The sequence below is a fragment of the Roseinatronobacter ekhonensis genome (genome assembly GCF_900499075.1).
In the GTDB taxonomy this organism is placed as follows: Bacteria; Pseudomonadota; Alphaproteobacteria; order Rhodobacterales; family Rhodobacteraceae; genus Roseinatronobacter; species Roseinatronobacter ekhonensis.
Genome location: NZ_UIHC01000025.1, coordinates 22202 through 46574 on the forward strand (window position 1 = coordinate 22202; position 24373 = coordinate 46574).

General features: G+C 60.8%; 25 protein-coding genes and 1 pseudogene. 7 read left to right on the top strand and 19 right to left on the bottom strand.

The window, feature by feature from the left end:
• Positions 1-2 precede the first annotated feature (2 nt).
• From ROE7235_RS12055 to ROE7235_RS20555, 6 genes are all read right to left on the bottom strand, one after another.
• Entirely contained in the window at positions 3-1190 is a 1188-nt protein-coding gene (locus tag ROE7235_RS12055) for an NADH-quinone oxidoreductase subunit E (protein ID WP_121095780.1), read from the bottom strand.
• Positions 1190-2410 carry an NADH-quinone oxidoreductase subunit D gene (locus ROE7235_RS12060; protein ID WP_121095781.1) on the bottom strand — a complete coding sequence of 407 codons (1221 nt, stop codon included), beginning with the start codon at positions 2408-2410 and terminating at the stop codon, positions 1190-1192. Before ROE7235_RS12060 ends, ROE7235_RS12055 begins: the two co-directional genes overlap by 1 nt.
• On the bottom strand, positions 2407-3018 hold the full coding sequence (locus ROE7235_RS12065; protein ID WP_121095782.1) for an NADH-quinone oxidoreductase subunit C: 612 nt from the start codon (positions 3016-3018) through the stop codon (positions 2407-2409). Before ROE7235_RS12065 ends, ROE7235_RS12060 begins: the two co-directional genes overlap by 4 nt.
• 9 nt (positions 3019-3027) lie before the next feature.
• Positions 3028-3567 carry a NuoB/complex I 20 kDa subunit family protein gene (locus ROE7235_RS12070; RefSeq protein WP_121095783.1) on the bottom strand — a complete coding sequence of 180 codons (540 nt, stop codon included), beginning with the start codon at positions 3565-3567 and terminating at the stop codon, positions 3028-3030.
• Complete coding sequence (locus ROE7235_RS12075) at positions 3567-3932, bottom strand: NADH-quinone oxidoreductase subunit A (RefSeq protein ID WP_121095784.1); 366 nt, start codon at positions 3930-3932, stop codon at positions 3567-3569. Before ROE7235_RS12075 ends, ROE7235_RS12070 begins: the two co-directional genes overlap by 1 nt.
• A gap of 243 nt (positions 3933-4175) precedes the next feature.
• Positions 4176-4346 (bottom strand): lysozyme inhibitor LprI family protein, encoded by a 171-nt coding sequence (locus ROE7235_RS20555; protein ID WP_281272863.1) that lies wholly within the window; start codon positions 4344-4346, stop codon positions 4176-4178.
• Positions 4347-4761: 415 nt separating this feature from the next.
• On the opposite strand from ROE7235_RS20555, the gene ROE7235_RS12085 reads away from it, so the two are divergent.
• Positions 4762-5697 (top strand): nucleoside hydrolase, encoded by a 936-nt coding sequence (locus ROE7235_RS12085; RefSeq protein ID WP_121095786.1) that lies wholly within the window; start codon positions 4762-4764, stop codon positions 5695-5697.
• Between the two features lie 94 nt (positions 5698-5791).
• Here ROE7235_RS12085 and ROE7235_RS12090 read toward each other — a convergent pair whose 3' ends face one another.
• The 6 genes from ROE7235_RS12090 to cysQ all read right to left on the bottom strand — a co-directional run bounded on the left by ROE7235_RS12090 (position 5792) and on the right by cysQ (position 13066).
• Positions 5792-7207 (bottom strand): nodulation protein NodH, encoded by a 1416-nt coding sequence (locus ROE7235_RS12090; RefSeq protein WP_121095787.1) that lies wholly within the window; start codon positions 7205-7207, stop codon positions 5792-5794.
• Between the two features lie 9 nt (positions 7208-7216).
• Complete coding sequence (locus tag ROE7235_RS12095) at positions 7217-8896, bottom strand: DUF5927 domain-containing protein (protein ID WP_121095788.1); 1680 nt, start codon at positions 8894-8896, stop codon at positions 7217-7219.
• Positions 8893-9903 (bottom strand): glycosyltransferase family 2 protein, encoded by a 1011-nt coding sequence (locus ROE7235_RS12100; RefSeq protein ID WP_121095789.1) that lies wholly within the window; start codon positions 9901-9903, stop codon positions 8893-8895. Before ROE7235_RS12100 ends, ROE7235_RS12095 begins: the two co-directional genes overlap by 4 nt.
• A gap of 135 nt (positions 9904-10038) precedes the next feature.
• Complete coding sequence (locus tag ROE7235_RS12105; RefSeq protein WP_121095790.1) at positions 10039-11067, bottom strand: glycosyltransferase family 2 protein; 1029 nt, start codon at positions 11065-11067, stop codon at positions 10039-10041.
• A 181-nt stretch (positions 11068-11248) separates the two neighbouring features.
• Positions 11249-12142, bottom strand: a complete 894-nt coding sequence (gene galU / locus ROE7235_RS12110) for a UTP--glucose-1-phosphate uridylyltransferase GalU (RefSeq protein WP_121095805.1) — start codon at positions 12140-12142, stop codon at positions 11249-11251.
• A 120-nt stretch (positions 12143-12262) separates the two neighbouring features.
• Complete coding sequence (gene cysQ, locus ROE7235_RS12115) at positions 12263-13066, bottom strand: 3'(2'),5'-bisphosphate nucleotidase CysQ (RefSeq protein WP_121095791.1); 804 nt, start codon at positions 13064-13066, stop codon at positions 12263-12265.
• Positions 13067-13165: 99 nt separating this feature from the next.
• Between cysQ and ROE7235_RS12120 the strand changes: the two genes are divergently transcribed.
• From ROE7235_RS12120 to ROE7235_RS12140, 6 genes are all read left to right on the top strand, one after another.
• Positions 13166-13987, top strand: coding sequence for an ABC transporter permease (locus tag ROE7235_RS12120; RefSeq protein WP_121095792.1), 822 nt, complete (start codon positions 13166-13168; stop codon positions 13985-13987).
• 58 nt (positions 13988-14045) lie between these two features.
• Positions 14046-14249: a hypothetical protein gene (locus ROE7235_RS12125; protein ID WP_121095793.1), complete on the top strand. Its 204-nt coding sequence runs from the start codon at positions 14046-14048 to the stop codon at positions 14247-14249.
• Entirely contained in the window at positions 14246-15100 is an 855-nt protein-coding gene (locus tag ROE7235_RS12130; RefSeq protein WP_121095794.1) for an urea carboxylase-associated family protein, read from the top strand. The genes ROE7235_RS12125 and ROE7235_RS12130 overlap by 4 nt, the downstream gene beginning before the upstream one ends.
• Before the next feature lie 67 nt (positions 15101-15167).
• Entirely contained in the window at positions 15168-16967 is a 1800-nt protein-coding gene (lepA, locus tag ROE7235_RS12135; RefSeq protein WP_121095795.1) for a translation elongation factor 4, read from the top strand.
• A 32-nt stretch (positions 16968-16999) separates the two neighbouring features.
• Positions 17000-17383, top strand: a complete 384-nt coding sequence (locus ROE7235_RS19880; RefSeq protein WP_147434208.1) for a hypothetical protein — start codon at positions 17000-17002, stop codon at positions 17381-17383.
• Between the two features lie 22 nt (positions 17384-17405).
• Positions 17406-17588, top strand: a complete 183-nt coding sequence (locus ROE7235_RS12140; protein ID WP_245963953.1) for a DUF2442 domain-containing protein — start codon at positions 17406-17408, stop codon at positions 17586-17588.
• 5 nt (positions 17589-17593) lie between these two features.
• Here ROE7235_RS12140 and glpK read toward each other — a convergent pair whose 3' ends face one another.
• The 7 genes and pseudogenes from glpK to ROE7235_RS12175 form a co-directional block, all read right to left on the bottom strand.
• Complete coding sequence (gene glpK, locus ROE7235_RS12145; protein WP_121095797.1) at positions 17594-19084, bottom strand: glycerol kinase GlpK; 1491 nt, start codon at positions 19082-19084, stop codon at positions 17594-17596.
• Positions 19085-19169: 85 nt separating this feature from the next.
• A complete protein-coding gene (locus tag ROE7235_RS12150; protein ID WP_121095798.1) occupies positions 19170-20882 on the bottom strand; it encodes an ABC transporter substrate-binding protein in 1713 nt (570 codons plus the stop codon).
• 94 nt (positions 20883-20976) lie between these two features.
• The gene (locus ROE7235_RS12155; RefSeq protein WP_121095799.1) at positions 20977-21252 is read right to left on the bottom strand and encodes a DUF2160 domain-containing protein; all 276 of its coding nucleotides are present in this window, start codon (positions 21250-21252) and stop codon (positions 20977-20979) included.
• A 22-nt stretch (positions 21253-21274) separates the two neighbouring features.
• Complete coding sequence (locus ROE7235_RS12160) at positions 21275-22129, bottom strand: carbohydrate ABC transporter permease (RefSeq protein ID WP_121095800.1); 855 nt, start codon at positions 22127-22129, stop codon at positions 21275-21277.
• A gap of 3 nt (positions 22130-22132) precedes the next feature.
• The gene (locus ROE7235_RS12165) at positions 22133-23002 is read right to left on the bottom strand and encodes a carbohydrate ABC transporter permease (protein ID WP_121095801.1); all 870 of its coding nucleotides are present in this window, start codon (positions 23000-23002) and stop codon (positions 22133-22135) included.
• On the bottom strand, positions 23002-24084 hold the full coding sequence (locus ROE7235_RS12170) for an ABC transporter ATP-binding protein (RefSeq protein WP_121095802.1): 1083 nt from the start codon (positions 24082-24084) through the stop codon (positions 23002-23004). The genes ROE7235_RS12165 and ROE7235_RS12170 overlap by 1 nt, the downstream gene beginning before the upstream one ends.
• 15 nt (positions 24085-24099) lie before the next feature.
• Positions 24100-24237 (bottom strand): annotated as a pseudogene (locus ROE7235_RS12175) (ABC transporter ATP-binding protein); the annotation flags it as partial.
• Positions 24238-24373: the final 136 nt, after the last annotated feature.

Below are 24373 nucleotides of genomic sequence, written 5' to 3' on the forward strand. Positions count from 1 at the left end.
GGTCAGGAGCGGCTTGAGAATTCGGTCTCGCCACCTTCGGCGAGGGTTTTGGCCTGGTCGATCCAGCCATCACGCTCGATCCGGCCCTTGAACTTCAGCCTTGTATCGACCCACGCGATTTCCGCCGCCGTCCAGCTTGCGATCTGCCAGAAATGCCAGACACCAAGTTCGTTCAGCGTGCCTTCCAGCTTCGGGCCGACACCCTTGATCTTTTTCAGATCATCCGGTGTGCCGCGCGCTTGCGTCAGCATTTCGGGCTTTTGCTCGCCAGCCTCTGTCGGAGCGTCTACGGGCACAGCCTTCGCTGGTTCGGGCGTCGCACTCTTGGACTTTTTGGCCTTGGGTGCCTCTGTCTTGGTCTGAGGCGACTTATCGCTCGGCGCATCCTTGGCTTTCGGGGTATCTTTGGACTTCTTGGATGGCTTGTCCGCCGGTTTCACCAGTTCGGCAACATCCCCGCCACCCATTGGCTGGCCGTCTGCACGCGGGTGATCGCGCCACGGCGCGACGAGCGGAACCTCTGTGCCGTCAATCCGTTTCAGCGTATCACCAAGTCCCGCGGCCAATGCCACCGACCCGTTCGCCGACTCGCCCGTGTAGTCTGTCAGCGTGGTCGCGCCGCCCAAGGGTTCCGAGGCGAACCGCCCTTTCTGCGAGCCGGGCGTGGGCACTTTGCCTGCCGCCATGTCGTCGATCAGCTTGGCGAAGCTCTCAGCGTCCAGATCCTCGTAATAATCCTTGCCGATCTGCGCCATAGGCGCGTTCGAGCAGGCACCAAGGCACTCAACCTCTTCCCACGAAAACTTGCCATCGTCGGACAGTTTATGCGGCTGCTTGGCGATCTTTTCGCGACAGACCTTGACCAGTTCCTCGGACCCGCACAGCATGCAGGGCGTAGTGCCGCAGATCTGAAAATGTGCAACGCTGCCAACGGGTTGCAACTGGAACATGAAGTAGAATGTCGCCACTTCCAACGCGCGGATATAGGCCATGTCCAGCATTGCCGCGACATGTTCGATCGCCGCGCGGGTCAACCAGCCATGCTGCTCCTGCGCGCGCCACAACAGCGGGATGATCGCGCTGGCCTGACGACCTTCGGGGTATTTGGCAACCTGAGCGTCGGCCCATGCCTGATTGGCGGGGGTAAACGCAAAGCTGTCGGGCTGTTCTGGGTGCAGTCGGCGTAGCATTAGCGGTCAATCTCTCCGAACACGACATCCATGGTGCCGATAATGGCAGCCACGTCGGCCAGTTGGTGGCCACGGGCGACGTGGTCCATGCTTTGAAGGTGCAGATAGCCCGGCGCGCGCAGCTTGGCGCGGTAGGGCTTGTTGGTGCCATCGGCGACCAGATACACACCGAACTCGCCTTTGGGCGCTTCCACGGCAGCGTAAACCTCGCCCGCAGGCACATGGAACCCTTCGGTATACAGCTTGAAATGGTGGATCAGCGCTTCCATCGAGGTCTTCATCTCGGCCCGGTCGGGCGGCGTAATCTTGCCGCGCGCCAGAACATCGCCCTGCCCCTCGGGCGCGCGCAGTTTCTCAATCGCTTGCAGCATGATCGACACCGACTCGCGCATTTCCTGCATCCGGCACAGGTAGCGATCGTAGCAATCGCCATTCTTGCCAACCGGGATTTTGAAGTCGAATTCGTCATAGCATTCATAGGGTTGCGCGCGGCGCAGATCCCAAGCCAGCCCGGACCCGCGCACCATGACGCCGGAATAGCCCCAATCGAGAATTTCCTGCTCGGATATGATCCCGATATCGGCGTTGCGCTGTTTGAAAATGCGGTTTTCGGTCAGCAGCCCGTCGATATCGTCCAACACCTTGGGGAATTCATGCGCCCAAGCTTCGATGTCGTCAATCAAAGCGGGCGGCAGATCCTGATGCACACCGCCGGGCCGGAAATAGGCCGCGTGCAGACGCGCGCCGCAGGCCCGCTCATAGAAGATCATCAGCTTCTCGCGCTCTTCGAAGCCCCAAAGCGGCGGCGTCAGAGCACCAACATCCATGGCCTGCGTCGTCACGTTCAGCAGATGCGACAGGATGCGCCCGATCTCGGAATACAGCACCCGAATCAACTGCGCGCGGCGCGGCACCTCGACCCCGGTCAGCCGTTCGATGGCCAGGCACCACGCGTGCTCCTGATTCATCGGCGCCACATAATCCAGCCGGTCGAAATAGGGCAGGTTTTGCAGGTAAGTCCGCGATTCCATTAGCTTTTCGGTGCCACGATGCAGCAAGCCGATATGCGGATCGCAGCGCTCGACAATCTCGCCGTCCAGCTCCAGCACCAAACGCAAAACACCATGCGCGGCAGGGTGTTGCGGGCCAAAGTTAATGTTGAAATTGCGGATACTCTGCTCTTGTGTCAGCGTGTTCGGTGTGTAGGAGCCATCCATCATTTTGCAGCCTCCTTGGGTTTCTCGTCACCCGGCAGGACATAGTCTGCCCCCTCCCATGGCGACATGAAATCAAATTGCCGATATTCCTGCACCAGCGAAACCGGCTCATAGACCACGCGCTTCAACGTCTCGTCATAGCGCACTTCGGTATAGCCCGTGGTCGGGAAATCCTTGCGCAGCGGATGGCCGCGAAACCCGTAATCGGTCAGCAGGCGGCGCAGATCGGGGTGGCCCGAAAAGAGGATGCCGAACATGTCGAACACTTCGCGCTCGAACCAGTTGGCCGACGGGTGAATCCCGGTGATAGACGGGACGATGTCATCCTCGCCCGCCATCAGCTTCACGCGGATTCGGTGGTTCCGATACATCGACAGGAAGTGATACACGACCTCGAACCGGTCGGCACGGCCCGGATAATCCACGGCGGTAATATCAACCAACGTGGAAAACCGCATCGCCTCGTCAGTCTGTAACCAACGCACCAAGGCCGGCAAATGCGCCAGCGTGGTCGTGACGGTCAACTCGCCAAACGCGATCACATGGCCGACCACCACGTCGGACATGCGCGCGTCCAGTTGGGCGGTGATGTCTTGCAGGGCTGTGCTCATGTTATCCCCTTACCTGACCAGCGTGCCGGTGCGGCGAATCTTGCGTTGCAGCTGCAGAATACCATATAGAAGCGCTTCTGCCGTGGGCGGGCAGCCGGGCACATAAATGTCCACCGGCACCACGCGGTCACATCCGCGCACCACGGAATAGCTGTAATGGTAATAGCCGCCGCCATTGGCGCAGCTTCCCATGCTGATGACATAGCGCGGCTCCGGCATCTGGTCGTAAACCTTGCGCAGCGCAGGCGCCATCTTGTTGGTTAGCGTGCCCGCCACGATCATCAGGTCGGACTGGCGCGGGCTGGCGCGCGGCGCGGTGCCAAAGCGTTCCAGATCGTAGCGCGGCATCGAAGTGTGCATCATCTCGACCGCACAGCAGGCCAGACCAAAGGTCATCCAGTGCAAGCTGCCATTGCGCGCCCAGTTGATGATATCCTCGGTCGAGGTCAGCAGGAATCCCTTATCCTGCAATTCGCGGTTCAGCGATTGCGTGGCAACCTCGCGATCCGCGCCAGCGGTATTGGCCCCGGTCTGAACTTTTTCGCTCATCACTCCCATTCCAGCGCCCCCTTCTTCCATTCATAGGCAAAGCCAACGGTCAGCACGGCAAGGAACACCATCATGGACCAGAAGGCCGCCATCGACATATCGCCAAAGGCCACCGCCCATGGAAACAAGAATGCGATTTCGAGATCGAAGATGATGAACAGGATCGACACAAGATAGAACCGCACGTCGAATTTCATGCGCGCGTCGTCGAACGCGTTGAACCCGCATTCATAGGCCGACACCTTTTCGGGGTCTGGGTTGCGCACCGCGATGACGATGGCTGACAAAAGCAGCACAAGGCCCAGCGCCACGGCAATGGCCAGAAAGATCACGATGGGCAGGTAGGACGCGAGGAGGTCTTGCACCTTTGGCTCCTTTCGCAGGCAGCAAACGCTGCACCGAACTGTGCCAGCGAACATGTTGCGCTGACAATGGCTTTGCTTCATCTACTCCGACAGGCGGGGTTGGTCAACTGAACTAGGGCGTCCGGCGACGGAAAAACGCGCTTTGGAATACCGTCGCATACATTAAACATTCACTACTTTGAATGACTTGCCGCGCGCGCGAACGGCTAATGCTGCGTTTGCAGCCGCGACACCCTGCCCTGCTTACCCCTCGCCCGAATAGAGCGCGCCGCAAAAGAGCGCCTGTTTAGCGGTCTCTTGCAGCAGGCAATTGGCAAAATCGCGGCCGGACCCGGTCCCATCCTGCCAGAGCGATGCCTCATGCCCGCAGCGCGCATTGCGGTCGACAATCCACGCCCGCTGCATGTCGCTCAAGCTACTGGCCTGTATGGCCAAATGCGTCGGCAACCCCCCGGTCGGCGGCCCGCATAAATTACATTGACTGGCGACAGACGGCATTCAACATTCCGTCCCGAGTTCATCCCGCAGCCGGGCAAAAGCGCAGACCACGGGTGCGCCACCCATCGCGCTGTTCCCTGCAAACACCCGCGGCCCGCCCGATGCAGGCGCCCCGCAAACCGGAATGACAGGTCTTGCGCGGCCGGCGGTCCGGCAAGCCACGATAAAGGGACCAAGAGTCGCATCATGATAGCTCCGCGCAGGTTGAACACGGTCAGTCCGCCACGGGATTGTGACAAGCCCAGACGGATGTCGCACAGGGTGAGTGCGATCAGGGCTTGCACCGCGACCGCGCCCTGCGCATCCTGTTTGCAAAAGGAAAGGGCCGCGCTTGGAACGCAAGATTATCATAGACACAGATCCGGGGCAGGATGACGCGGTGGCGATCCTGCTCGCCCTCGCCTCGCCAGAATTGGAGGTGTTGGGCATTACCTGCGTTGCGGGCAATGTGCCACTGGCGCTGACCCATGCGAATGCGCGCCGTGTCTGCGAACTGGCCGGACGATCGGATATCCCCGTCTATGCCGGCTGCGACGCGCCCATGTCGCGCAAACTGGTCACAGCGGAACATGTGCACGGCAAAACAGGGCTGGACGGGGTGGACCTGCCCGCGCCGACCATGCCGTTGGCGGATGGCCACGCGGTCGATGCCCTGATCGACACGCTCCGCCGCGAACCAGCCGGGACCGTCACGCTGGTCCCCATCGGGCCGCTGACGAATATCGCGACCGCCATGGACCGCGCACCCGACATCATTCCCCGCATCCAGCAGATCGTGCTGATGGGCGGCGCTTATTTCGAAGTGGGCAACATCACCCCGACGGCGGAGTTCAACATCTATGTCGACCCAGAGGCCGCCAAGATCGTCTTTGCGTCGGGCGTCGATATCGTGGTCATGCCGCTGGATGTGACGCATAAGGCACTCGTGACCGCCCCGCGCGTCGCCGCGTTCCGCGCGCTGCCGGGCACCATCGGTCCAGCCGTCGCAAGCTGGACAGATTTCTTCGAACGGTTCGACAAGGAGAAATACGGCTCAGCGGGCGCGCCGCTGCACGACCCCTGCACCATTGCCTATCTTATCCGGCCCGACCTTTTTACCGGCCGCCATATCAATGTCGAGATCGAGACAGGCTCGGACCTGACCCTTGGCATGACCGTCGCCGACTGGTGGCGCGTCAGCGGGCGCGTGCCCAACGCGCTCTTCATCGGGGATGTGGATGCAGACGGGTTCTTTACATTGCTGACCGACCGACTAGCGCAGCTTTGACCCTTTCATCCTTGCCCAAATATCCTGGGGGAGGCCGGTCCCGGAACGGGGCCGGGCGGGGGCGAAGCCCCCAAGCCGCATTTGCCAAGCCGCCTCAGCTTCGCCAATCCTCAAAGCCCAGCGCTTCGTAATCCAGCCCGTAAGCGGCGCGGCCAGCGGCCTCGATCTCGGCATCATATATGCCCGCCAGCGTGAAGCGGCGCGGGGTCGCGACCGGCGCGAACGCCGGCAGGTCCAAACCCAGACCCGCCCCAAGGCCGGGCAGGTCGCGCGCCAGCCACTCGGTCCGAAACAGGTGGTGCAGCGGCGCTTGCCCCATGACACCTTCAATCACCTTTGTCTGGCTGGCCCAAGCAGGCATCACGGCAATCGCGGTCTGGCCATTCAAATTCGCAGCCACAAAGCGCAGATAGGCCAGAAACCCCGCGCGGTGCAGCGCGTCGTCATAGCTGTCCATCGCGTCTTTTTCGGGCAGGGTCACGCCGTGCACACGTGCCAGAAAGGCGCGGACATTGGCGCGTTGCCCGTGCACCACCTGACGCAGATACACCTCATGGGCGCGCGCCAGCGGGTGGTGCAGCACCGAAAATACCGCACGCGCGGGGTGGGCGCGCAGCCAGTCACGCCAGCTTTGCGCGGTAAAATCGGCCTTTACCGCACGCCCCTCGTCGATCTGCGCCATCCATTCCAGCACGCCGGGATCGGGCGCGCCGGGCATGGGCAGGTAGGCAATGGGAAGGCTTGCGCAGGCGCGCAGCCCCCAGACCATCGGCCCGCGCCGCGGCTCGAAATTGGGCGTGCGTGACAGGTTGAACCGGTCGAGCCGCGCCAACCCGTCGCGCACCGCATCGGGGTTGGTCAGCTTTTGCTCCAGCGGTTCGGGATTCTGACGCTTAAGCTTGCGCGAGGGCGCCTCGATCCTCGCGGCAACGCCGAGCCATGCCGCCAATCCGTTCAGCACATCGACGTCATTGGCGTCTTCATACGCAAGATAGAACGCCGTCTGCCCGCTGGTCTGCAACAGGCGCAGCACTTTCGCCTGAAACCCCTGAATGCGGGTCACATGTTCCTCGAACTCCACCGGGTCGAACGCGACCTGCGCGGACCGCTTGGTTTTCACATCGCCCAGCTTCCATTGCTGGGTTGCCTGCGCAATTTTCAGCGAAACATAACTGTCCAGCGGGTTGCGCGTCAGGATGATCTTGGCGCAGCGCGGGTCTTGCATGAAGGTCGGCAGAACGCGCGCGTCATGGTCGTGGAAAAACCGGAACCCCGTCAGATCGGGTTGCGCCCGGATCGCCCATAGCAGGTCCATCGGGTTGCTGTCGCGCTGCGCCAAAGTCACACCGTATAACGCGTCTTTGCCCTCATGCGAAATGAAATGCGAATTGAACACCTCGCCCTCGCAGGTGATGCCCTCGAATTCGTTCAGGTTGCCTTCGATCAGGTTCGAGCCGGTGCGCATTTCTGCCAGCACGACGAAATAATCGAACGGGGCCGCGTCTGTCATGATCGAGTCCTACCTGACACCTGTCCGCCCCTCGAAATCGCGCAAGAGCACCGGGGGCAAGCCCTTGTTGCGCAACGCGCGCAAAAAATCCTCCAACCCGTCGAGTGACTGCATGTTGGGCAAGCCCTGACTGGCGATTGACGCGTCGGGTGCGATTTTCGCGGCAACCGATTGCAGATTGCTCTCGGGCGCATTCAGAAACTCTGCCAACGTCCAGACCCGGACATCGGCGCGCACCCAGCGCGACTGCAAGACCGACAGCATATGCTGCTCGCGCTTTTGCAACCAGGCGACATGGGCCAGCACATCATCGGGTTTGTATTCGCCCCGGAACAGCGGCAGCAGGAAACACCCGCTGACCAGCGAGATCTGCGCGTTGCTGTCCTTGGCCATGAACCACATCAGGTCCGGCGGAACATGATCCCGCGCGGTGATCGAAAAGCACTGCCGCTCGCCGCGGGTGGCCCAGATCAGGTTTGTCAGAAACATGCGCGGGTTATAGTCGCGCAAGGCGGCGCTATTGGAAATCGCGCCATGCCAGACCTCGGCGCCACCGTGAAAATTGGCGCGCTCCGGTGCATACAGATGGCCATGCGCGCGGTTGCCCGTGACCTGCCCCAGCCAATAGTCGAAGTTTCGAAACAACTGGTCGAACCCGCTGAACACCGAATACGGGCCAGCGGTCACAGCCTGCCCGCTATCGTCGGGCGGAAAGCGGCTTTGCATATACAGGCCCGCGCGCCCTTCCGTGCGCTGGCGTTCGGCCAGTTCGAAATAGCGGTCGATCTTGGCGGGCTCTGGCGGGACGGGCGGCATTTTGCGCGCCTGATCGGTCAGGAAAAACTGATAGAGCTTATCGGCTTGTGGCCAGATTTTGCGGGCCAGATAGCAGTCCGATCGGCGCAAAAGCTGCAAATGGTCATCATAAAACAGGTTGGGTCGTCCGTTGCGGTCGAATTTCACCAGCGTGAGAGAGTGGCTTTCGATCCGACGGCCATGCAGGCGCACCAGCGTCTGGAAATAGCTTTCATCCGGTATCCAGCAGCCTTTGAAATACCGCTCGAACCGTTTGCGCTTGGGGTGTGTCAGGATGGCGTCCAGCGTCGCGCGCGACAGGCACCACCACTGCGACCCCATATGCGGCTCCAGCGGGCGGGGGATTTCGCGGGAAATGTGAAAACGGCGTTGCAGGTCGACCGCGCGGTCGAACAGCCAGCGTTGCTTGCGCCACGAGAACGGGAAATACAGCGTAAAGCGTTCGCGCGACAGGCCACCTGTGATCCAATCGGCATGGTCCACGGCCACGGATTCGATAAAATCGGTGCCCTCATTGGCGTTCAGATGCGTGACGAGGTCAGCGGCGGGCCGCAGCGGCAGACAAGAGCCGGAACACAGCAGCACATGGCCGATGCTGTCAAACTCTCGCAGCAGCAATTCGGCACCACTCTGGCTGGCGGCAACAATGTTCCAAGACCCCCAGTCGCAGCGCAGGCGCGGCGCCATGCGCAAAAGCGGGTGCGCCCCAAGTTCTGCCTGAAGCGCCGTGACTTGCGCCTGCGGCACCGCACTGTCGATGTGCAACGCAACGGCGCAGCCCGCTTTCAGCCAAAAGCGCGCAACCTGCGCCGCGCGGTCCAGCGCGGTGTGGCACAGCATGACCACCCCAAGCGAAGGGGTCGCAGTGTTCATGCCCAATCCCCTTTCGACATAAGACCCAGAATCTCCAACTGTCGCCAGTTGATATATTCGGTCGACTGCTCACACCACAGGTTTTGCCCCTCGCGCAGCGTCAGGTCATAGGCGCGGTATTCGCGACTTTCGGCATAATGCTCGCAGCGCTGCAATTCCTCGCCCGCTTTTGCCATGATCGTGTCCAGAAACTTGGCGTGGAGCAGTACACCCGACGCTTGCTCGCCGCCGGACTCGTCATAGACCCGGTTCAACCCGCGCGGCAACACCATGTGGCTGGAACTGACATAGGCATATTTGCGCGACCAGCGCACCAGCGGCACCTTGTTGAGCGCAGGGGCTTGTTCGGGGGCATCCGCCATGAACAGACGCTGGCGCACGCCGCCCTGTATCCACAGATTGTTCATCAGCGGGTTGCGCTTGATGGAATAATTCGCGGCATCGAACCAGCGCGCAATCTCGAACGGGTTTTGCCCCTCGCGGTAGGGCTGCGACGCGATTGGCCCTTTTGGATACATGTCCAGCAGCATGGCAGAAAAGGACTTGCGCCCCTGACTGTCCAGCCAATCGGTCAGCGCGTGAAGGGGCCGCGTATCGGCATAGGGGTACAACAGGAATTCATCAACATCGGCGACCAGACACCAATGCTCTGCTCCGTAGCGCCATTGCAGATGGTTCAGCCAGTCCACCCCGAAGCACGACGCCTTGTAGCTGGCCCGCGTGGTCCAAAGCGACACATCGCGTTGCGCTTCAAGGTAGTCGGTCGTGCCGTCATCCGACCCGTTATCGACCATCAGGAAATGCGCGACACCCTGCTGGCGATAATAATCCAGAAAATAAGGCAACCGCAGATATTCATTGCGCAAGGTGGTGAAGCACAGAATGTCATCGGGGCGGATGCGGTCGGTGCGGTTGACGCGGGCACGCAATTCCAGGCTTTTGCGCAGGGCGCGCATCAGTTTCGCCTGCCGCCGCGCACGCAATTTAAACTGAGTTTTCAATCCCATGAACGACTACTCGCAACCGCAATCCGGCCAACTTTGGCGACCTTGTTCAAGTCATGCCCGACGGATGGGGTAATTGCAACAATCTTGCCCAGTATCGGTTATTGTTGCGTAAACATTGGTAATTCGCCCGGTAACTCAGGCCCAGCCCCCGCGAGAGATCAATCCAAGCTCTTCCAACTGTTCCCATCCGGTAAAGCGCGCGGACTGCGCGCACCACAGATCGGGGGACTGTGCCACGGCATCGTAATAGGCATCGAACACCGGCGCATTGCCGAAATGTTCGGCGCGCGCCTTTTCCATCGGCGCGCGGTCCACGATCTGGGGCAGGAACTTTGTGTGCAACAATGCGCCCGAAATCCGCTCGCCCGCACCGCGTGCATAGACGGCGTTCAGGTGGCGCGGCAGGATGGAATGGGTCGAGTTGACCCAAGTGTTGTGCATATCCCATTTGACCAGCGGCAATTTGGTCAGCGTCGGCGCGCGGTTGGGCTGGTCAGCGAAAAAAGCGCGGGCGCGCGGCCCGCCCTGTATCAGCAGGCAATCTAGCAGCGGTTTGCGCGCAATGGTATAATTGCCGGGGTCGAACCATTGCAGCGCCGTCAGCGGGTCTGTTCCGGGGGGCACATGCGCCGTGTGCAGCGGGCCTTTGGGGTAAAGCTCCAGCATCATGGCGGGCAAGATGGGCTGGCCCTGCGCGTCAAGCCAGTCGGTCAGCGCGCGCAGTGGGCGGGTTTGCCAATGCGGGTAGATCAGCAATTCATCTGCATCTGCGACAACGCACCAATGCCCGCGCGCATGGCGCAACATCAGCCAGTTCAGCCAGTCCAGACCGAAACGCGACGCGCGGTAGCTGGCAGGGGTGTTCCAGACCGACGCATCGGGTTGCGCCAAAAGCGTGTCTAATGTGCCGTCATCACTACCATTGTCCACGAATAGGAAATGATCCACACCCAGATCGCGGTAGTGTTTCAGAAACCAGTCGATCCGGTCCCGCTCATTGCGGATGGTGCAAAACAGCAGGATCGCCTCTCGGCCCCAGCGCGCGCGTTTCACGCAGCTTAGCTCGCGGGCCTTGGCAATGGCGCGCGCACGATAGCGCCGGCGCTTCCAGTCCATCCGGAAGCGGAACCAGCGGTCTTGCGACGGGGACAGTTCGGAATACATGCGCGCCTTTTACCTGTGCCACCCTACAGAACCGCGAAGATACGCCTTGTGCAAACACCAAGCCGGGCATCCGGCAGGCCAAGGAAGGGCCACTAAGGTCCGCCGCGGACCGCCCCGCCTGCCCCGCGCATGAAAAGGGACGCCAGATAGGCGCCCCTTCCAGTATCGCTGAGCCTTGCGGTTACTGCGCGGCCTGACGCTGTGCCATCAGATCGGTCAGGAAGTCGTCAAGCTCGTCATGCAGTTCCTCGCGCGCCAGACCGAACGCGACGGTCGCTTGCAGGAACCCGGCCTTCGAGCCGCAATCATAACGCTGGCCGTCGAAACGATAGCCGAAGACATTTTGCTTCTCGGCGATTTCTCGGGCAATGGCGTCAGTGAGCTGGATTTCGCCACCCGCGCCCGGCTTGGTTTCGTCCAGGTGCTTCATCACATCGGGCGACAGGATGTAGCGGCCAATCGCGGCAAGGTTCGACGGCTGTGTGCCCGGTGCGGGCTTTTCGACCATTCCGCGCATCGGCAGGCTGCGGCCAATCGTCGGCGGCACGTCCATGATACCGTAAGACGATGCCATATGCGGAGCCACTTCCATGGCGGCGATCATGTTACCGCCGGTGTCCTCATAGGCTTCGACCATTTGTTGCAGACAAGGCTTGTCAGCGGCGATCACGTCATCGGGCAGCAGAACGGCAAAGGGTTCGTCCCCGATAAGATGGCGCGCGCACCAGACCGCATGGCCCAGCCCCAGCGCCTGATGCTGGCGGACATAGGCAATCGCGCCGCTGTCCATATTGGTATCTTGCAACACATCCAGCAGGGCCGTCTTGTTCTTGGCCTTGAGCGAGGCTTCCAGTTCCGGCGCGCGGTCGAAATAGTCTTCCAAAGCACCTTTCCCGCGCGAGGTCACGAAGATGAATTCGGTGATGCCTGCCGCGCGCGCCTCGTCGATCGCGTATTGGATCAGCGGGCGGTCAACCAGCGTCATAATCTCTTTCGGGACCGACTTGGTCGCGGGCAAAAAGCGGGTGCCCATACCTGCGACGGGAAAGACAGCTTTCGTAACCTTGCGTTTCATTCCTTGCTCCATTCTGGTGCCATTCAACATGACGCCAGATAGCCTTCGGAATGCGGCAGGTTTGCGGTCACAATGCGGGTAGAATCGTAAAAGTTAACGAATTCGTTAATGCTCGCTGCCTTATTCCGGCGCGACCAGTGTAACCGCTGGATTGCAGGCGATAAAAAACGGGTTCTCATAGCCCGGCTTGCCATAGCGCAAGGGCGCATGGTCATCAAAGCGCAGCACTGTGCCGCCCGCGCCGCGCAGGACCGCGTCCCCCGCCGCCGTGTCCCATTCCATGGTGCGGCCAAGGCGTGGGTAAAGATCCGCCTCGCCCGCCGCGACAAGGCAGAATTTCAGCGAAGAGCCAGCGCTGCGCATATCCGCGACCCTGTAGCGCGAAATATAGTCATCGGTTGCCGCGTCGCGGTGCGATTTCGACGCGACCACGATCAACGCATCCGCATCGGGCGTGCTAAGATGCAAGGGGCGAGTCTGGCCGGGCGCGTCCGGGTCGAACGGGCCAAGCTCTTCCACGCTGGCGCCGCTGGCATCGGTATAGAACATGCGCTCCTTCGCGGGGGCATAGACAATGCCCGCTACCGGCACGCCCTGCTCTACCAGCGCGATATTCACAGTAAAATCCCCGCGCCGCTTGATGAATTCCTTGGTGCCGTCCAATGGGTCCACAATCAAAAACGTGTCCGCGGTCGCGCCATGTGTGTCGGCCTGTTCTTCGGTCACAAGCGCGATATCGGGAAAAGCCGCGCGCAGCCCCGCGCTGATGACGTCATCGGCCAGACGGTCGGCGCGGGTGACGGGACTGTCATCGGCCTTGCTTTCCACACCCATATCGGCGCTGTCATAGACCGCCATGATCTCTGCCCCGGCGGCAAGGGCCAATTTGCGGAACAGGGCGACGCGGGCGGCGGGGTCTGGCATGAAAGCTCCTGATAAGGCTGGCAAGATTGTTGTTTGCCGTGTTTTCGTCTAGATTAACGTATATTGCGCAACACAACAGGCGACAATCGGAAAGCGGCCATGTTCAGCCCGACCACATCGCGATCCTTTGGGTGGCAGCTCTGGCATACGCTGGAGCTGATCTTCACCCAATCGGTGCGCAATGTGCGCAAGAACCACGGCAATGCAATCATCGGTCTGCTGCTGAACATCCTGCAGACCATGATTCTATTGGGCGTGTTTCTGCTGATCTTTGTGTTCGCCGGTGCGCGTGGCGCCGCCATCCGCGGCGATACGCTGATTTACCTCATGAGCGGCGTGGTCCTGTTCATGGCGCATATCAAGACACTCTCTGCGGTCGCGACGGCAGAGGGGCCGAACTCTGCGATGATGAAACACCGCCCCATGAACCCGATCGTGGCGATTGGCGGCGCCGCGCTGGCAGAGCTCTATATCCAGATCCTGTCCATCGCGGTCATCCTGTTTCTGTATCATACGATCTGGACGCCCGTGGTCATCGACAAACCCTTCGGGGCCTTTGCCATGCTCTTGGCGGTCTGGTTCTCTGGCATGGCCATCGGCCTTGTGATGTATGCGATCAAGCCTTGGTTTCCATCGGTCGCAAAACTGCTGACCACGCTTATCTCGCGCATGAATATGGTCGCGTCGGGCAAGTTTTTTCTGGCCAACACGCTGCCGGCGAGTGTGCTGCCGTATTTTACATGGAACCCGCTGTTTCACGCCATTGACCAGGCGCGCGGCTTTGCCTTTATCAATTACAACCCGTTCAACACATGGCTGTATTATCCCGTTATCTTCAGCCTGTGCGTCATCGTTATCGGGATGCTGGGCGAGTTTTATACCCGCAACCGCGCGTCCATCAGTTGGTCGGCACGCCAGTAAAGCGCGGCTTTGGGCCGGTGCGCTTGAAATCGTGGCGCGTGCAGGCCACCTTATAATTATGATCCTTGTGCTTGGCCTGCTGATCGTCTTTGCCGCGATCCTGATCTTGCGTCCGTGGCAGCGACGCGAATGCCGGTGGCGCGAAGACCGGCGCGCGCTGGCCGACGGACGCGTGCTGCATGTCTGCGCGGCTTGCGGTGCTGAATTGGCCCTGCCCAAGGGACGCAGCCCCCAACAGTGCCAAGCCGGAGCGCGCCCATGACCGACACATCTGCCCCCGCTGATGCCGACACACGCCGCGCCGTTGCGCCGGTGATCTGCTATCCAAATGACAGGTTGCCCGTGCCAAAAACGGAGCAGTATCAAACAGCCCGCGCAACCGCGCAGCAAACCGCGCATACGCAGGTTCCGCCGCGTCAGGCGCGGTGCTTTTACGTCACTGCCGGCAGCTTTTTTCGTATTTCCTGCCCCGATGGCGCGCAGGTCGGCGATCTGAACCTGTTTGCGGCGCGCAACCTTGAAGAGCGTTTCTTTTCCGGCAAGACCCGCGCGCTGCACGGGAGCCATGTCAAACAAGGCGACCGGCTGTGGTCCTGCCTACCCTACCTGCGCCCGATGGCCACGATTACCGAGGACAGCCTTGCGTGGTATGGCGTGGACGAATTCGGCGGACGGGTCCACGATGTGATCGGCACCCGTTGCGACCCCTACACCCATCACATGCTGAGCGGGCAGGACTATCACAACACCTGCCATTCCAACCTGACGCGCGCACTGGCCGACGAATTGCACCTGTCGCTGTCGGAGGCAGAGGCGCATATCCATGACGTGCTCAACGTGTTCATGTGCACGGGGTTCACCCGCGACAGCGGCCAGTATTTCATGAAGGCAAGCCCCGCGCGCGCAGGCGACTATATCGAGTTCTTTGCAGAGATTGACCTTCTGGGCGTGCTGTCAGCCTGTCCGGGTGGCGATTGCGGGGCCGAGCACAGTTCGGATGCAGCCCAATGCCATCCGCTGGACGTGACCGTCTTTGCCCCCAAGGCGGGCCAGTTGGACGGCTGGTATGCACCCTCGAACAACCGCTATTCGCGCCGCCACGCCCCGGAATAACAACCAGACAGCACAAGGCCGTCAAGCCATATTGACCGGGGGGCGAAAGCGCGACATATCAGCGGACATGACACAGCTTTCCCATATCCGGAACTTCTCGATCGTGGCGCATATCGACCACGGAAAATCCACGCTGGCGGATCGGCTTATCCAGTCCACCGGCACCGTGGCCGACCGCGACATGAAAGAGCAGATGCTCGACGCGATGGATATCGAGCGCGAGCGCGGCATCACCATCAAGGCCAACACGGTCCGCATCGACTATGTCGCCAAGGATGGGGAACATTACGTCCTGAACCTGATCGACACGCCCGGCCATGTCGACTTCGCCTATGAAGTATCGCGCTCCATGCAGGCCGTCGAAGGCTCGCTGCTGGTGGTGGACGCGTCGCAGGGGGTCGAAGCGCAGACATTGGCCAATGTCTACACAGCGCTCGACGCCGACCACGAAATCGTGCCGGTCCTGAACAAGGTCGACCTTCCGGCAGCCGAGCCCGACAAGGTGCGCCAGCAGATCGAGGATGTGATCGGGCTCGATGCATCCGATGCCGTGCTGATTTCCGCGAAATCCGGCCTTGGCATTCCCGATGTGCTGGAAGCCATCGTCAACCGCCTGGCCGCCCCTGCGGGCGACCGCGACGCACCGCTGAAAGCCATGCTGGTCGATAGCTGGTATGACCCTTATCTGGGCGTTGTCGTGCTGATCCGCGTCATGGACGGGGTCATCCGCAAGGGCGACAACATCCGCATGATGCAGACGGGCGCGAAATACGGGATCGACAAACTTTCGGTGCTGAAACCCGCCATGGTCGATGTCGCCGAACTGGGACCGGGAGAGATTGGCATCTTCACCGGCAGCATCAAACAGGTGCGCGACACCAAGGTCGGCGACACGATCACGCATGACAAGAAACCCTGCGCCAAGGCGCTGCCGGGGTTCAAACCGTCCGTGCCCGTGGTGTTCTGCGGCCTCTTCCCGGTCGATTCGGCGGAATTCGAGGATTTGCGCACGGGGATCGAGAAACTCGCGCTCAATGACGCGTCCTTTACGTATGAGATGGAATCCTCGGCCGCCCTTGGCTTCGGCTTCCGCTGCGGGTTCCTTGGCCTGCTGCATCTGGAGGTGATCCGCGACCGGCTGGAGCGTGAATACGGCGTGGACCTGATCACGACCGCGCCCTCGGTGGTCTATCACATCCATATGCGCGATGGAGAGATGCTGGAACTGCACAACCCCGCCGACCTGCCCGATCTGACCCATGTCGACCATGTCGAGGAACCGCGCATCAAGGCCACGATCCTTGTGCCGGATGACTTTCTGGGCGATGTGCTGAAACTGTGCCAGGAACGGCGGGGCATCCAGCTGGACCTGTCCTATGCCGGGCCGCGCGCGATGGTCGTCTATGACCTGCCGCTGAACGAGGTGGTGTTCGATTTCTACGACCGCCTGAAATCCATCACCAAGGGCTATGCGTCCTTCGATTACGAGATCACGGGCTACCGCGAGGATAACCTTGTGAAAATGCAGGTGCTGGTGAATGACGAGCCGGTCGATGCGCTGTCGATGATGGTCCACCGCGACCGCGCCGAGGGGCGGGGCCGGGTGATGTGCGAAAAGCTGAAAGAACTGATCCCCCGCCACATGTTCAAAATCCCGATCCAGGCGGCGATTGGCGGCAAGGTGATTGCCCGCGAAACGCTGGCGGCGCTGCGCAAGGACGTGACGGCGAAATGCTACGGCGGCGACGTCTCGCGCAAGCGGAAACTGTTGGACAAGCAGAAAGCGGGTAAGAAGAAGATGCGCCAGTTCGGGAAAGTGGAGATCCCGCAGCAGGCGTTTATAAGCGCGTTGAAGATGGATGGGTGATAAACAAAAATCTATATTTTAGCGGAGGCAGAATGGAACTGAAGGACTTTATTAAGTCAACGATGCAGTCAATCATAGATGCAACGGCGGAACTTATTGAGGAGAATACAGAGAAAAAAGCGCATATAAACCCACTTACATATAGCGCAAATTCTGTGGATTTTGTTCGATACTCAGACGGTTTCGTTCAAATGACTACGGTTTCATTTGACGTAGCAATCACAAAGGGATCTGAAAAAGAGGGAAACGGTAAAGTCGGGGTTGATGTGTATGTCGCGAAGATCGGTTCCGATGGGACAATTCGAGCATCAGACGAAAATGTATCACGTGTCCAATTTGCGTTGAGAGCAGCGCTTCCGGCTACCAAGGGTCCGAGCGAACGGGAAAGATACGATGGCTCTTTTTTTTCGGGCTAGCGCCACTTTCGATGAAGACGCCATGTGGCTCACCCTCTCGGATGGCCGTGTCCTTGGCGTGCCGCTGGTCTGGTTCCCGCGCCTTCTGAACGCCACGCCGCAACAGCGCGAAGCGGTCGAAATCACCCCCTTCGGCCTGCATTGGGAAGACTTGGACGAGGATATTTCCATCCCCGCCCTGTTGAACGGTCAACGCGCCGCCTGAGTCCCCTACCCCGCATACCCGATCGTCGCCTCGATCGCGCGTTTCCATGCGCCGGTGCGCGCGTCGCGCAGGCTGTCGTCCATCGCAGGCTCGAACCGGGCCTCTGCCGCCCATGACGCCGCGAACGCGTCCATCCCCGGCATGACGCCCGCCTTGTGCCCGGCCAGCCACGCTGCCCCCATCGCCGTCGTTTCCAGCACTTTCGGCCGGTCCACCGGCGCGCCAAGAATGTCGGACAGGAATTGCATGGCATAATCGCTCGCCGCCATGCCGCCATCGACGCGCAGCACCGCGGATTCCGCCTCTCCCATATCCGCCTGCATCGCCGCCAGCAGGTCACGCGTCTGGAAGCCCACGCTTTCCAGCGCCGCGCGCGCCAGCTCTGCGGGGCCGGAACTGCGCGTCAACCCAAAGATCGCGCCCCGGCATTCGGCATTCCAATAGGGCGCGCCCAGCCCGGTGAAGGCGGGGACCAGCACCACCTCTTGCGCCGGGTCGGCGGCTTCGGCCAAGGGCTGCGTTTCCGGCGCGGTGCGGATGATCTTGAGCCCGTCGCGCAGCCATTGCACCACCGCCCCCGCGATGAAGATCGACCCTTCGAGCGCATAGGTCGGCGTGCCGTCCAACTGGTAGGCGATGGTGGTCAGCAAGCGGTTTTGCGAGCGCACGGCGGTATCGCCCGTGTTCAGAAGCGCGAAACAGCCGGTGCCATAGGTGGATTTCAGCATGCCGGGCTGGAAACAGGCCTGCCCCACGGTCGCCGCCTGCTGGTCGCCCGCGATGCCAAGGATGGGAATGGGCGCGCCGAACAGGTCGGGGCGGGTCTGGCCGAAATCTGACGCGCAATCGCGCACCTCTGGCAACATGGACATGGGAATGCCCAGCCGGTCACACATGGTCTGCGACCAGCGGCCCTTGCGGATGTCGTATAGCATGGTGCGCGCGGCATTGGTGGCGTCGGTCACATGCGCCTGCCCGCCCGTCAGGTTCCACACGAGCCATGTGTCGACGGTGCCGAAGGCCAGTTCGCCAGCTTCGGCGCGGGCGCGCGCGCCCTCTACATTGTCCAAGAGCCATGCCAGTTTCGTGCCAGAGAAATACGGGTCCAGAAGCAGGCCGGTGCGGTCCGTCACCTCCTCTTCGAACCCCTCGGCGACAAGGCGTTTGCACATCTCTGACGTGCGGCGATCCTGCCAGACAATGGCGTTATGGATGGGTTTGCCGGTCTTGCGGTCCCAGACCAGCGTGGTTTCGCGTTGGTTGGTGATGCCGATGGCGGCTATCTCGCCCGCGCGGATACCGGCTTTTTCCATCGCGGCACGGCAGGTCGCGGCGGTGGTGGACCACAGGTCGGAACAGTCATGCTCAACCCAGCCCGAGGCCGGGTAATGCTGGGCGAATTCTTCCTGCGCGCTGGCGACCATACGAAAGCCCTGGTCGAACAGGATGGCGCGGGTGGAAGTGGTGCCTTGGTCGATTGCGAGGATCAGGGTCATGCGGCGGGCCTTTCTGGGTGCAACAGGGTCAGCATAGAAAAAGGGCCGGGGTTTTCAACAACCCCGGCCCCCTGTCGGCTGGCGATTACTGCCAGGATGCGATGAGTTCGTCGTAGGAGACGGTCATCGGCTCTTCATCCTCGTTCTCCATCTCTGGGAACGGGGCACCGGGCTGGCTGAACCAGTAATCCGCGTCACGCTCTTCGTTCATGACCGGACCCAGATCGCCCTGAACGCCGGCGCGTTCCAGACGCTCCATCACGCTTTCCATGTCAGAGCAGAGCGAATCGAGCGCGTCCTGTGCGGATTTCGCACCCGACATGGCATCGCCGATATTCTGCCACCACAGTTGTGCCAGACGCGGATAGTCGGGCACGTTTGTGCCGGTGGGCGACCACTGCACGCGCGCGGGCGAGCGGTAGAATTCCACCAGACCACCCAGACGCGGAGCGCGCTCAGTGAAGCTCTCGTGGTTGATGGTCGATTCCCGGATGAAGGTCAGGCCAACATGGCTTTTCTTCACATCCACCGTCTGCGACGTGACGAACTGGGCATAGAGCCAGGCCGCTTTCGCACGGTCAACCGGGGTCGAATCCATCAGCGTCCAGGAGCCCACGTCCTGATAGCCGACCTTCTGGCCTTCTTTCCAATAAACGCCGTGCGGGCTTGGGGCCAGACGCCATTTCGGGGTGCCATCCTCGTTCATGACCGCATCGCTTTCGACCAGCGGTGCCACGAAGGTGGTGTACAGGAACATCTGCTGCGCGATGTTGCCCTGCCCCGGAACCGGGCCTGCCTCAGAGAAGGTCATCCCCATGGCCGAGGGCGGCGAGTAGTTGTTCAGCCATTCGATGGCTTTCTCAACCGCATAGACCGCCGCCGGGCTGTTGGCGGCACCGCCACGATCAACGCACGCACCCACAGGCTGCGACGCGTCATTCACGCGGATGCCCCATTCGTCGACCGGCAGGCCGTTGGGTTCACCCGTGTCGCCCATGCCAGCCATGGACATCCACGCATCGGTATAGCGCCAGCCAAGGCTGGGGTCTTTCTTGCCGTAGTCCATGTTGCCGAACACGTTTTCGGCCGGACCGTCGGCATAGGACATATCGCGCCCGGTGAAGAATTCGGCAATATCCTCATAGGCCGCCCAGTTGACCGGAACGCCAAGATCGTAGCCATAGGCGGCCCGGAAATCTTCCTGGCTTTGCGGATGGTTGAACCAGTCGTAGCGGAACCAATACAGGTTCGCGAATTGCTGCGACGGCAACTGGTACAGTTTGCCATCCGGGCCGGTCGTGAACTGGGTGCCGATGAAATCGTCCAGATTCAGCGTCGGGCTGGTGACATCGGCGGCTTCGCCCGCCATCCAGTCGGTCAGGTTGCGCACCTGCTGATAGCGCCAATGCGTGCCGATCAGGTCGGAATCGTTGGTGTAGGCGTCATAGATGTTCTCACCCGACTGCATTTGCGTTTGCAGCTTTTCGACCACGTCGCCCTCGCCGATCAGGTCGTGGGTCACGTTGATGCCGGTCATCGCGCTGAACGCCGGGGCCAGCACCTGGCTTTCGAATTCATGCGTGGTGATGGTTTCCGACACGACGTTGATGCTCATGCCCTCGAAAGGCTGCGCAGCGTCGATGAACCACTGCATTTCGGCTTCCTGCTCGGCGCGGGTCAGTGACGACAGGTCGCCGATTTCCGCATCCAGGAACGCGCGTGCGGCGTCCATGTCGGCGAAAGCCGGACCCGCAAGGATCAGCAGCGCCGCCGTGGTTGATTTGAGGTTCAGGTTCATGTGGTGTCCTCCCTTTTTGAACCGGTGATACGGGGCGGTGTCGTCATGCAAGCAGGGCCTCCCCGTCCCTGTCGGCCTTGCACGCTGTCATTGTCTAGACCCAGCGGAATACCGCTGCGGCATAGACAAGGCAGACTGCCATTGCCCAAGGCTGGGTGTCGGGTCCGACCAGACCCAGCCAGGCAAGATTGATGAACGCGCTTCCCAGCAGCGTGATGAACAGACGGTCGCCGCGCGTGGTTTCGATCCGCAGCACCCCGATACGCGGGGTTTCGGGAAACTTGAGCGCGAGCACCGTGAAGGTGATCAGCAAAGCCGCGATGACGATGAAAAAGATCGCGGTCGGTTGGGTCCAGGCCATCCAATCCATGAGGTGTCTCCTTTTTCCCGGCTTACACGCGACCTAGGGCAAAGCCCTTGGCGATGTAGTTGCGAACGAAATAAATGACCAAGGCCCCCGGCACGATGGTCAGGATACCGGCGGCCGCCAGCACGCCCCAATCCACCCCGGCCGCGCCGACCGTGCGGGTCATGGTCGCGGCGATCGGCTTGGCATCGACCGTCGTCAATGTGCGCGACAGCAGCAGTTCCACCCAAGAGAACATGAAGCAAAAGAACGCCGCCACGCCAATGCCCGACGCAATAAGCGGGGTGAAGATTTTGACGAAGAACGCACCAAAGCTGTAGCCGTCGATATAGGCGGTCTCGTCGATTTCCTTGGGCACGCCGCGCATGAACCCTTCCAAAATCCAGACCGCAAGCGGCACGTTGAACAGGCAATGCGCCAAAGCCACCGCGATATGCGTGTCGAACAACCCGACCGACGAATAAAGCTGGAAGAACGGCAGCGCGAACACGGCGGGCGGCGCCATCCGGTTGGTCAGCAACCAGAAGAACAGGTGCTTGTCGCCCAGAAAGTGGTAGCGCGAAAACGCGTAGGCCGCAGGCAGCGCCACCGCAAGGCTGATCGCAGTGTTCAGCACGACGTAAATCAGCGTGTTAACATAGCCCATATACCAGCTTGGGTCGGTCAGGATGGTGATATAGTTCTGAAACGTCAGCGCCTCGGGCCAGAGCGTGAAACTGCTCTGGATCTCTGCGTTGGTTTTCAGGCTCATGTTCAGCAGCCAGTAGATCGGCAGCATCAGAAAAACCAAATACAGGGTCATCACCACGGCACGGCTGTTGACGCGCGGCAGGCTTGGGCGGCGGGTCGTGACCGCGGCTGTCGAGGTTGCATCCACCATGGTTCAGCCCCCTTTCTTGTCGAGATTGGTCATCACGGTGTAGAACACCCAACTGATCGCAAGGATCACGAGGAAATACATGATCGAGAAGGCCGCCGCCGGACCAAGGTCGAACTGTCCCAGTGCCATTTTCACAAGGTCGATGGACAGCAGCGTGGTCGCATTGCCGGGACCACCGCCGGTCACGACGAACGGCTCTGTGTAGATCATGAAACTGTCCATGAAGCGCAGCAGGATCGCGATCATCAGCACGCCCATCATCTTGGGCAATTCGATGTAGCGAAACACTGCCCAGCGGCTGGCCTGATCGATCTTGGCCGCCTGGTAATACGCATCGGGAATGGATTTCAGACCGGCATAGGCCAGCAGCGCCACAAGCGAGGTCCAGTGCCACACATCCATCGCGATGATCGTGACCCACGCGTCAAAGCTGTCCTGCGTGTAGTTGTAGTCGATCCCCAGCTTGTCGAGCGTGTAGCCCAGCAACCCGATATCGACGCGGCCAAAGACCTGCCAGATTGTGCCCACCACGTTCCATGGGATGAGCAACGGCAGTGACATGACCACAAGGCAGAAGCTGGCCCAGAACCCGCTTTTCGGCATGTTCAGCGCGACATACACGCCCAGCGGCACCTCTATCGCCAAAATGATGCCGGAGAACATCAACTGCCGTTGCAGCGCGTTCCACATGCGGTCGTCATGCAGCATCTGTTCGAACCATTCGAGGCCCGCCCAGAAGAACTGGTTGTTGCCGAAACTGTCCTGCACAGAGTAATTGACCACTGTCATCAGCGGAATGACCGCCGAAAACGCCACGAGGATCAGCACTGGCAGCACAAGAAACCATGCTTTCTGGTTGACGGTCTTGTTCATCACGCAGCCCTCCCTTGCGGTGCGACGCGCCAGTCATCGGCGTAGACATTCACATGCGCAGGGTCGAACCAGACGCGGGTCATATCGGGCCCGATCCGGTCATCCTCTCCCGCGACGATGTTGATCTCTTGGCCGAACAGTTCGGCGCGGACCAGCTTGTGGCGGCCCACATCCTCGACCCGGCGAACCTTTACGGGCAGTCCGGTGTCGCTGCTCAACCGCGCGAATTCGGGGCGGATGCCGATGGCGGTCTTGCCATTGACCGGACCGTAGCCATCCGCAAGGTCCATCTCTGTGCCGTGCACAATGGCGCGGCGCCCTTCGATCTGGGCAGGGATCACGTTCATCCCCGGTGATCCGATGAAATACCCGACGAATGTATGGGCGGGACGCTCGAACAATTCCTCGGGCGTGCCGATCTGCACCACGCGCCCGTCATACATGACGACCACCTTGTCGGCAAAGGTCAGCGCCTCTGTCTGGTCATGGGTGACATAAATCATCGTATGGCCAAATTCGTGGTGCAGCTTTTTCAACTGCGTGCGCAATTCCCATTTCATATGCGGGTCAATCACGGTCAGCGGCTCGTCGAACAGCAGCGCGTTCACGTCCTTGCGCACCATGCCGCGACCAAGGCTGATCTTTTGCTTGGCATCTGCGGTCAGCCCGCGCGCTTTGTGGTCCAGCGTCGCTTCCATCCCGATCATGGCGGCGATTTCCTGAACCCGTGCGGCCACATAGGCCGGGTCTTCGCCACGGTTGCGCAGCGGAAAGGCCAGATTGTCGCGCACGGTCATGGTGTCGTAGACCACCGGAAACTGGAACACCTGCGCGATATTGCGCTCTGCGGTGGTGGCCTGTGTCATGTCCTGCCCGTCGAACAGAATCCGACCCTGAGAGGGGTTCAGCAGCCCCGAAATAATGTTCAACAGCGTGGATTTCCCACAGCCGGACGAGCCCAGCAGCGCATAGGCGGCGCCATCCTCCCAGTCATGGTTCAGTTCCTTCAACGCGAAATCATCCTCTGATTTCGGGTTGGGCAAATAAGAATGCGCCAGGTTATCAAGCGTGATCCGTGCCATCGCGTCCTCTCCTCCTCAGGCTGCCAGCGCGTAAGCGGCAGGCGCGACCAGACGGCCATCCGCGTCAAAAATATAGACATGGCGGGGGTCCAGATAGACCGCCAGTTCACGACCCAGGTCCAGATCATGCACCCCGTGCACCAGCCCGACCCAACGTTTGGGGAGCTATGCCCGAAAGTTGGTGACGGCGTGATTAGGCGGCTTTTTGAAGTTGCTTGATCCCGTCCTTGAATTCAATCCCCTGGATGATCTCAGGCATGCGGCTTGCGCCGTCGAGTTTGCGCCATTT

What these genes read in the sequence shown, in the direction of transcription:
- ROE7235_RS12150 (WP_121095798.1), bottom strand. Translation starts at nt 20,882, where the DNA reads ATGAACCTGAACCTCAAATCAACCACGGCGGCGCTGCTGATCCTTGCG.
- glpK (WP_121095797.1), bottom strand. Translation starts at nt 19,084, where the DNA reads ATGACCCTGATCCTCGCAATCGACCAAGGCACCACTTCCACCCGCGCC.
- ROE7235_RS12070 (WP_121095783.1), bottom strand. Translation starts at nt 3,567, where the DNA reads ATGAGCGAAAAAGTTCAGACCGGGGCCAATACCGCTGGCGCGGATCGC.
- ROE7235_RS12060 (WP_121095781.1), bottom strand. Translation starts at nt 2,410, where the DNA reads ATGATGGATGGCTCCTACACACCGAACACGCTGACACAAGAGCAGAGT.
- ROE7235_RS12100 (WP_121095789.1), bottom strand. Translation starts at nt 9,903, where the DNA reads ATGGGATTGAAAACTCAGTTTAAATTGCGTGCGCGGCGGCAGGCGAAA.
- ROE7235_RS12065 (WP_121095782.1), bottom strand. Translation starts at nt 3,018, where the DNA reads ATGAGCACAGCCCTGCAAGACATCACCGCCCAACTGGACGCGCGCATG.
- ROE7235_RS12155 (WP_121095799.1), bottom strand. Translation starts at nt 21,252, where the DNA reads ATGGATTGGATGGCCTGGACCCAACCGACCGCGATCTTTTTCATCGTC.
- ROE7235_RS12130 (WP_121095794.1), top strand. Translation starts at nt 14,246, where the DNA reads ATGACCGACACATCTGCCCCCGCTGATGCCGACACACGCCGCGCCGTT.
- ROE7235_RS12105 (WP_121095790.1), bottom strand. Translation starts at nt 11,067, where the DNA reads ATGTATTCCGAACTGTCCCCGTCGCAAGACCGCTGGTTCCGCTTCCGG.
- ROE7235_RS12140 (WP_245963953.1), top strand. Translation starts at nt 17,406, where the DNA reads ATGTGGCTCACCCTCTCGGATGGCCGTGTCCTTGGCGTGCCGCTGGTC.
- ROE7235_RS12055 (WP_121095780.1), bottom strand. Translation starts at nt 1,190, where the DNA reads ATGCTACGCCGACTGCACCCAGAACAGCCCGACAGCTTTGCGTTTACC.
- ROE7235_RS12170 (WP_121095802.1), bottom strand. Translation starts at nt 24,084, where the DNA reads ATGGCACGGATCACGCTTGATAACCTGGCGCATTCTTATTTGCCCAAC.
- galU (WP_121095805.1), bottom strand. Translation starts at nt 12,142, where the DNA reads ATGAAACGCAAGGTTACGAAAGCTGTCTTTCCCGTCGCAGGTATGGGC.
- ROE7235_RS12160 (WP_121095800.1), bottom strand. Translation starts at nt 22,129, where the DNA reads ATGGTGGATGCAACCTCGACAGCCGCGGTCACGACCCGCCGCCCAAGC.
- ROE7235_RS12125 (WP_121095793.1), top strand. Translation starts at nt 14,046, where the DNA reads ATGATCCTTGTGCTTGGCCTGCTGATCGTCTTTGCCGCGATCCTGATC.
- ROE7235_RS12120 (WP_121095792.1), top strand. Translation starts at nt 13,166, where the DNA reads ATGTTCAGCCCGACCACATCGCGATCCTTTGGGTGGCAGCTCTGGCAT.
- lepA (WP_121095795.1), top strand. Translation starts at nt 15,168, where the DNA reads ATGACACAGCTTTCCCATATCCGGAACTTCTCGATCGTGGCGCATATC.
- ROE7235_RS12165 (WP_121095801.1), bottom strand. Translation starts at nt 23,002, where the DNA reads ATGAACAAGACCGTCAACCAGAAAGCATGGTTTCTTGTGCTGCCAGTG.
- ROE7235_RS12090 (WP_121095787.1), bottom strand. Translation starts at nt 7,207, where the DNA reads ATGACAGACGCGGCCCCGTTCGATTATTTCGTCGTGCTGGCAGAAATG.
- cysQ (WP_121095791.1), bottom strand. Translation starts at nt 13,066, where the DNA reads ATGCCAGACCCCGCCGCCCGCGTCGCCCTGTTCCGCAAATTGGCCCTT.
- ROE7235_RS19880 (WP_147434208.1), top strand. Translation starts at nt 17,000, where the DNA reads ATGGAACTGAAGGACTTTATTAAGTCAACGATGCAGTCAATCATAGAT.
- ROE7235_RS12095 (WP_121095788.1), bottom strand. Translation starts at nt 8,896, where the DNA reads ATGAACACTGCGACCCCTTCGCTTGGGGTGGTCATGCTGTGCCACACC.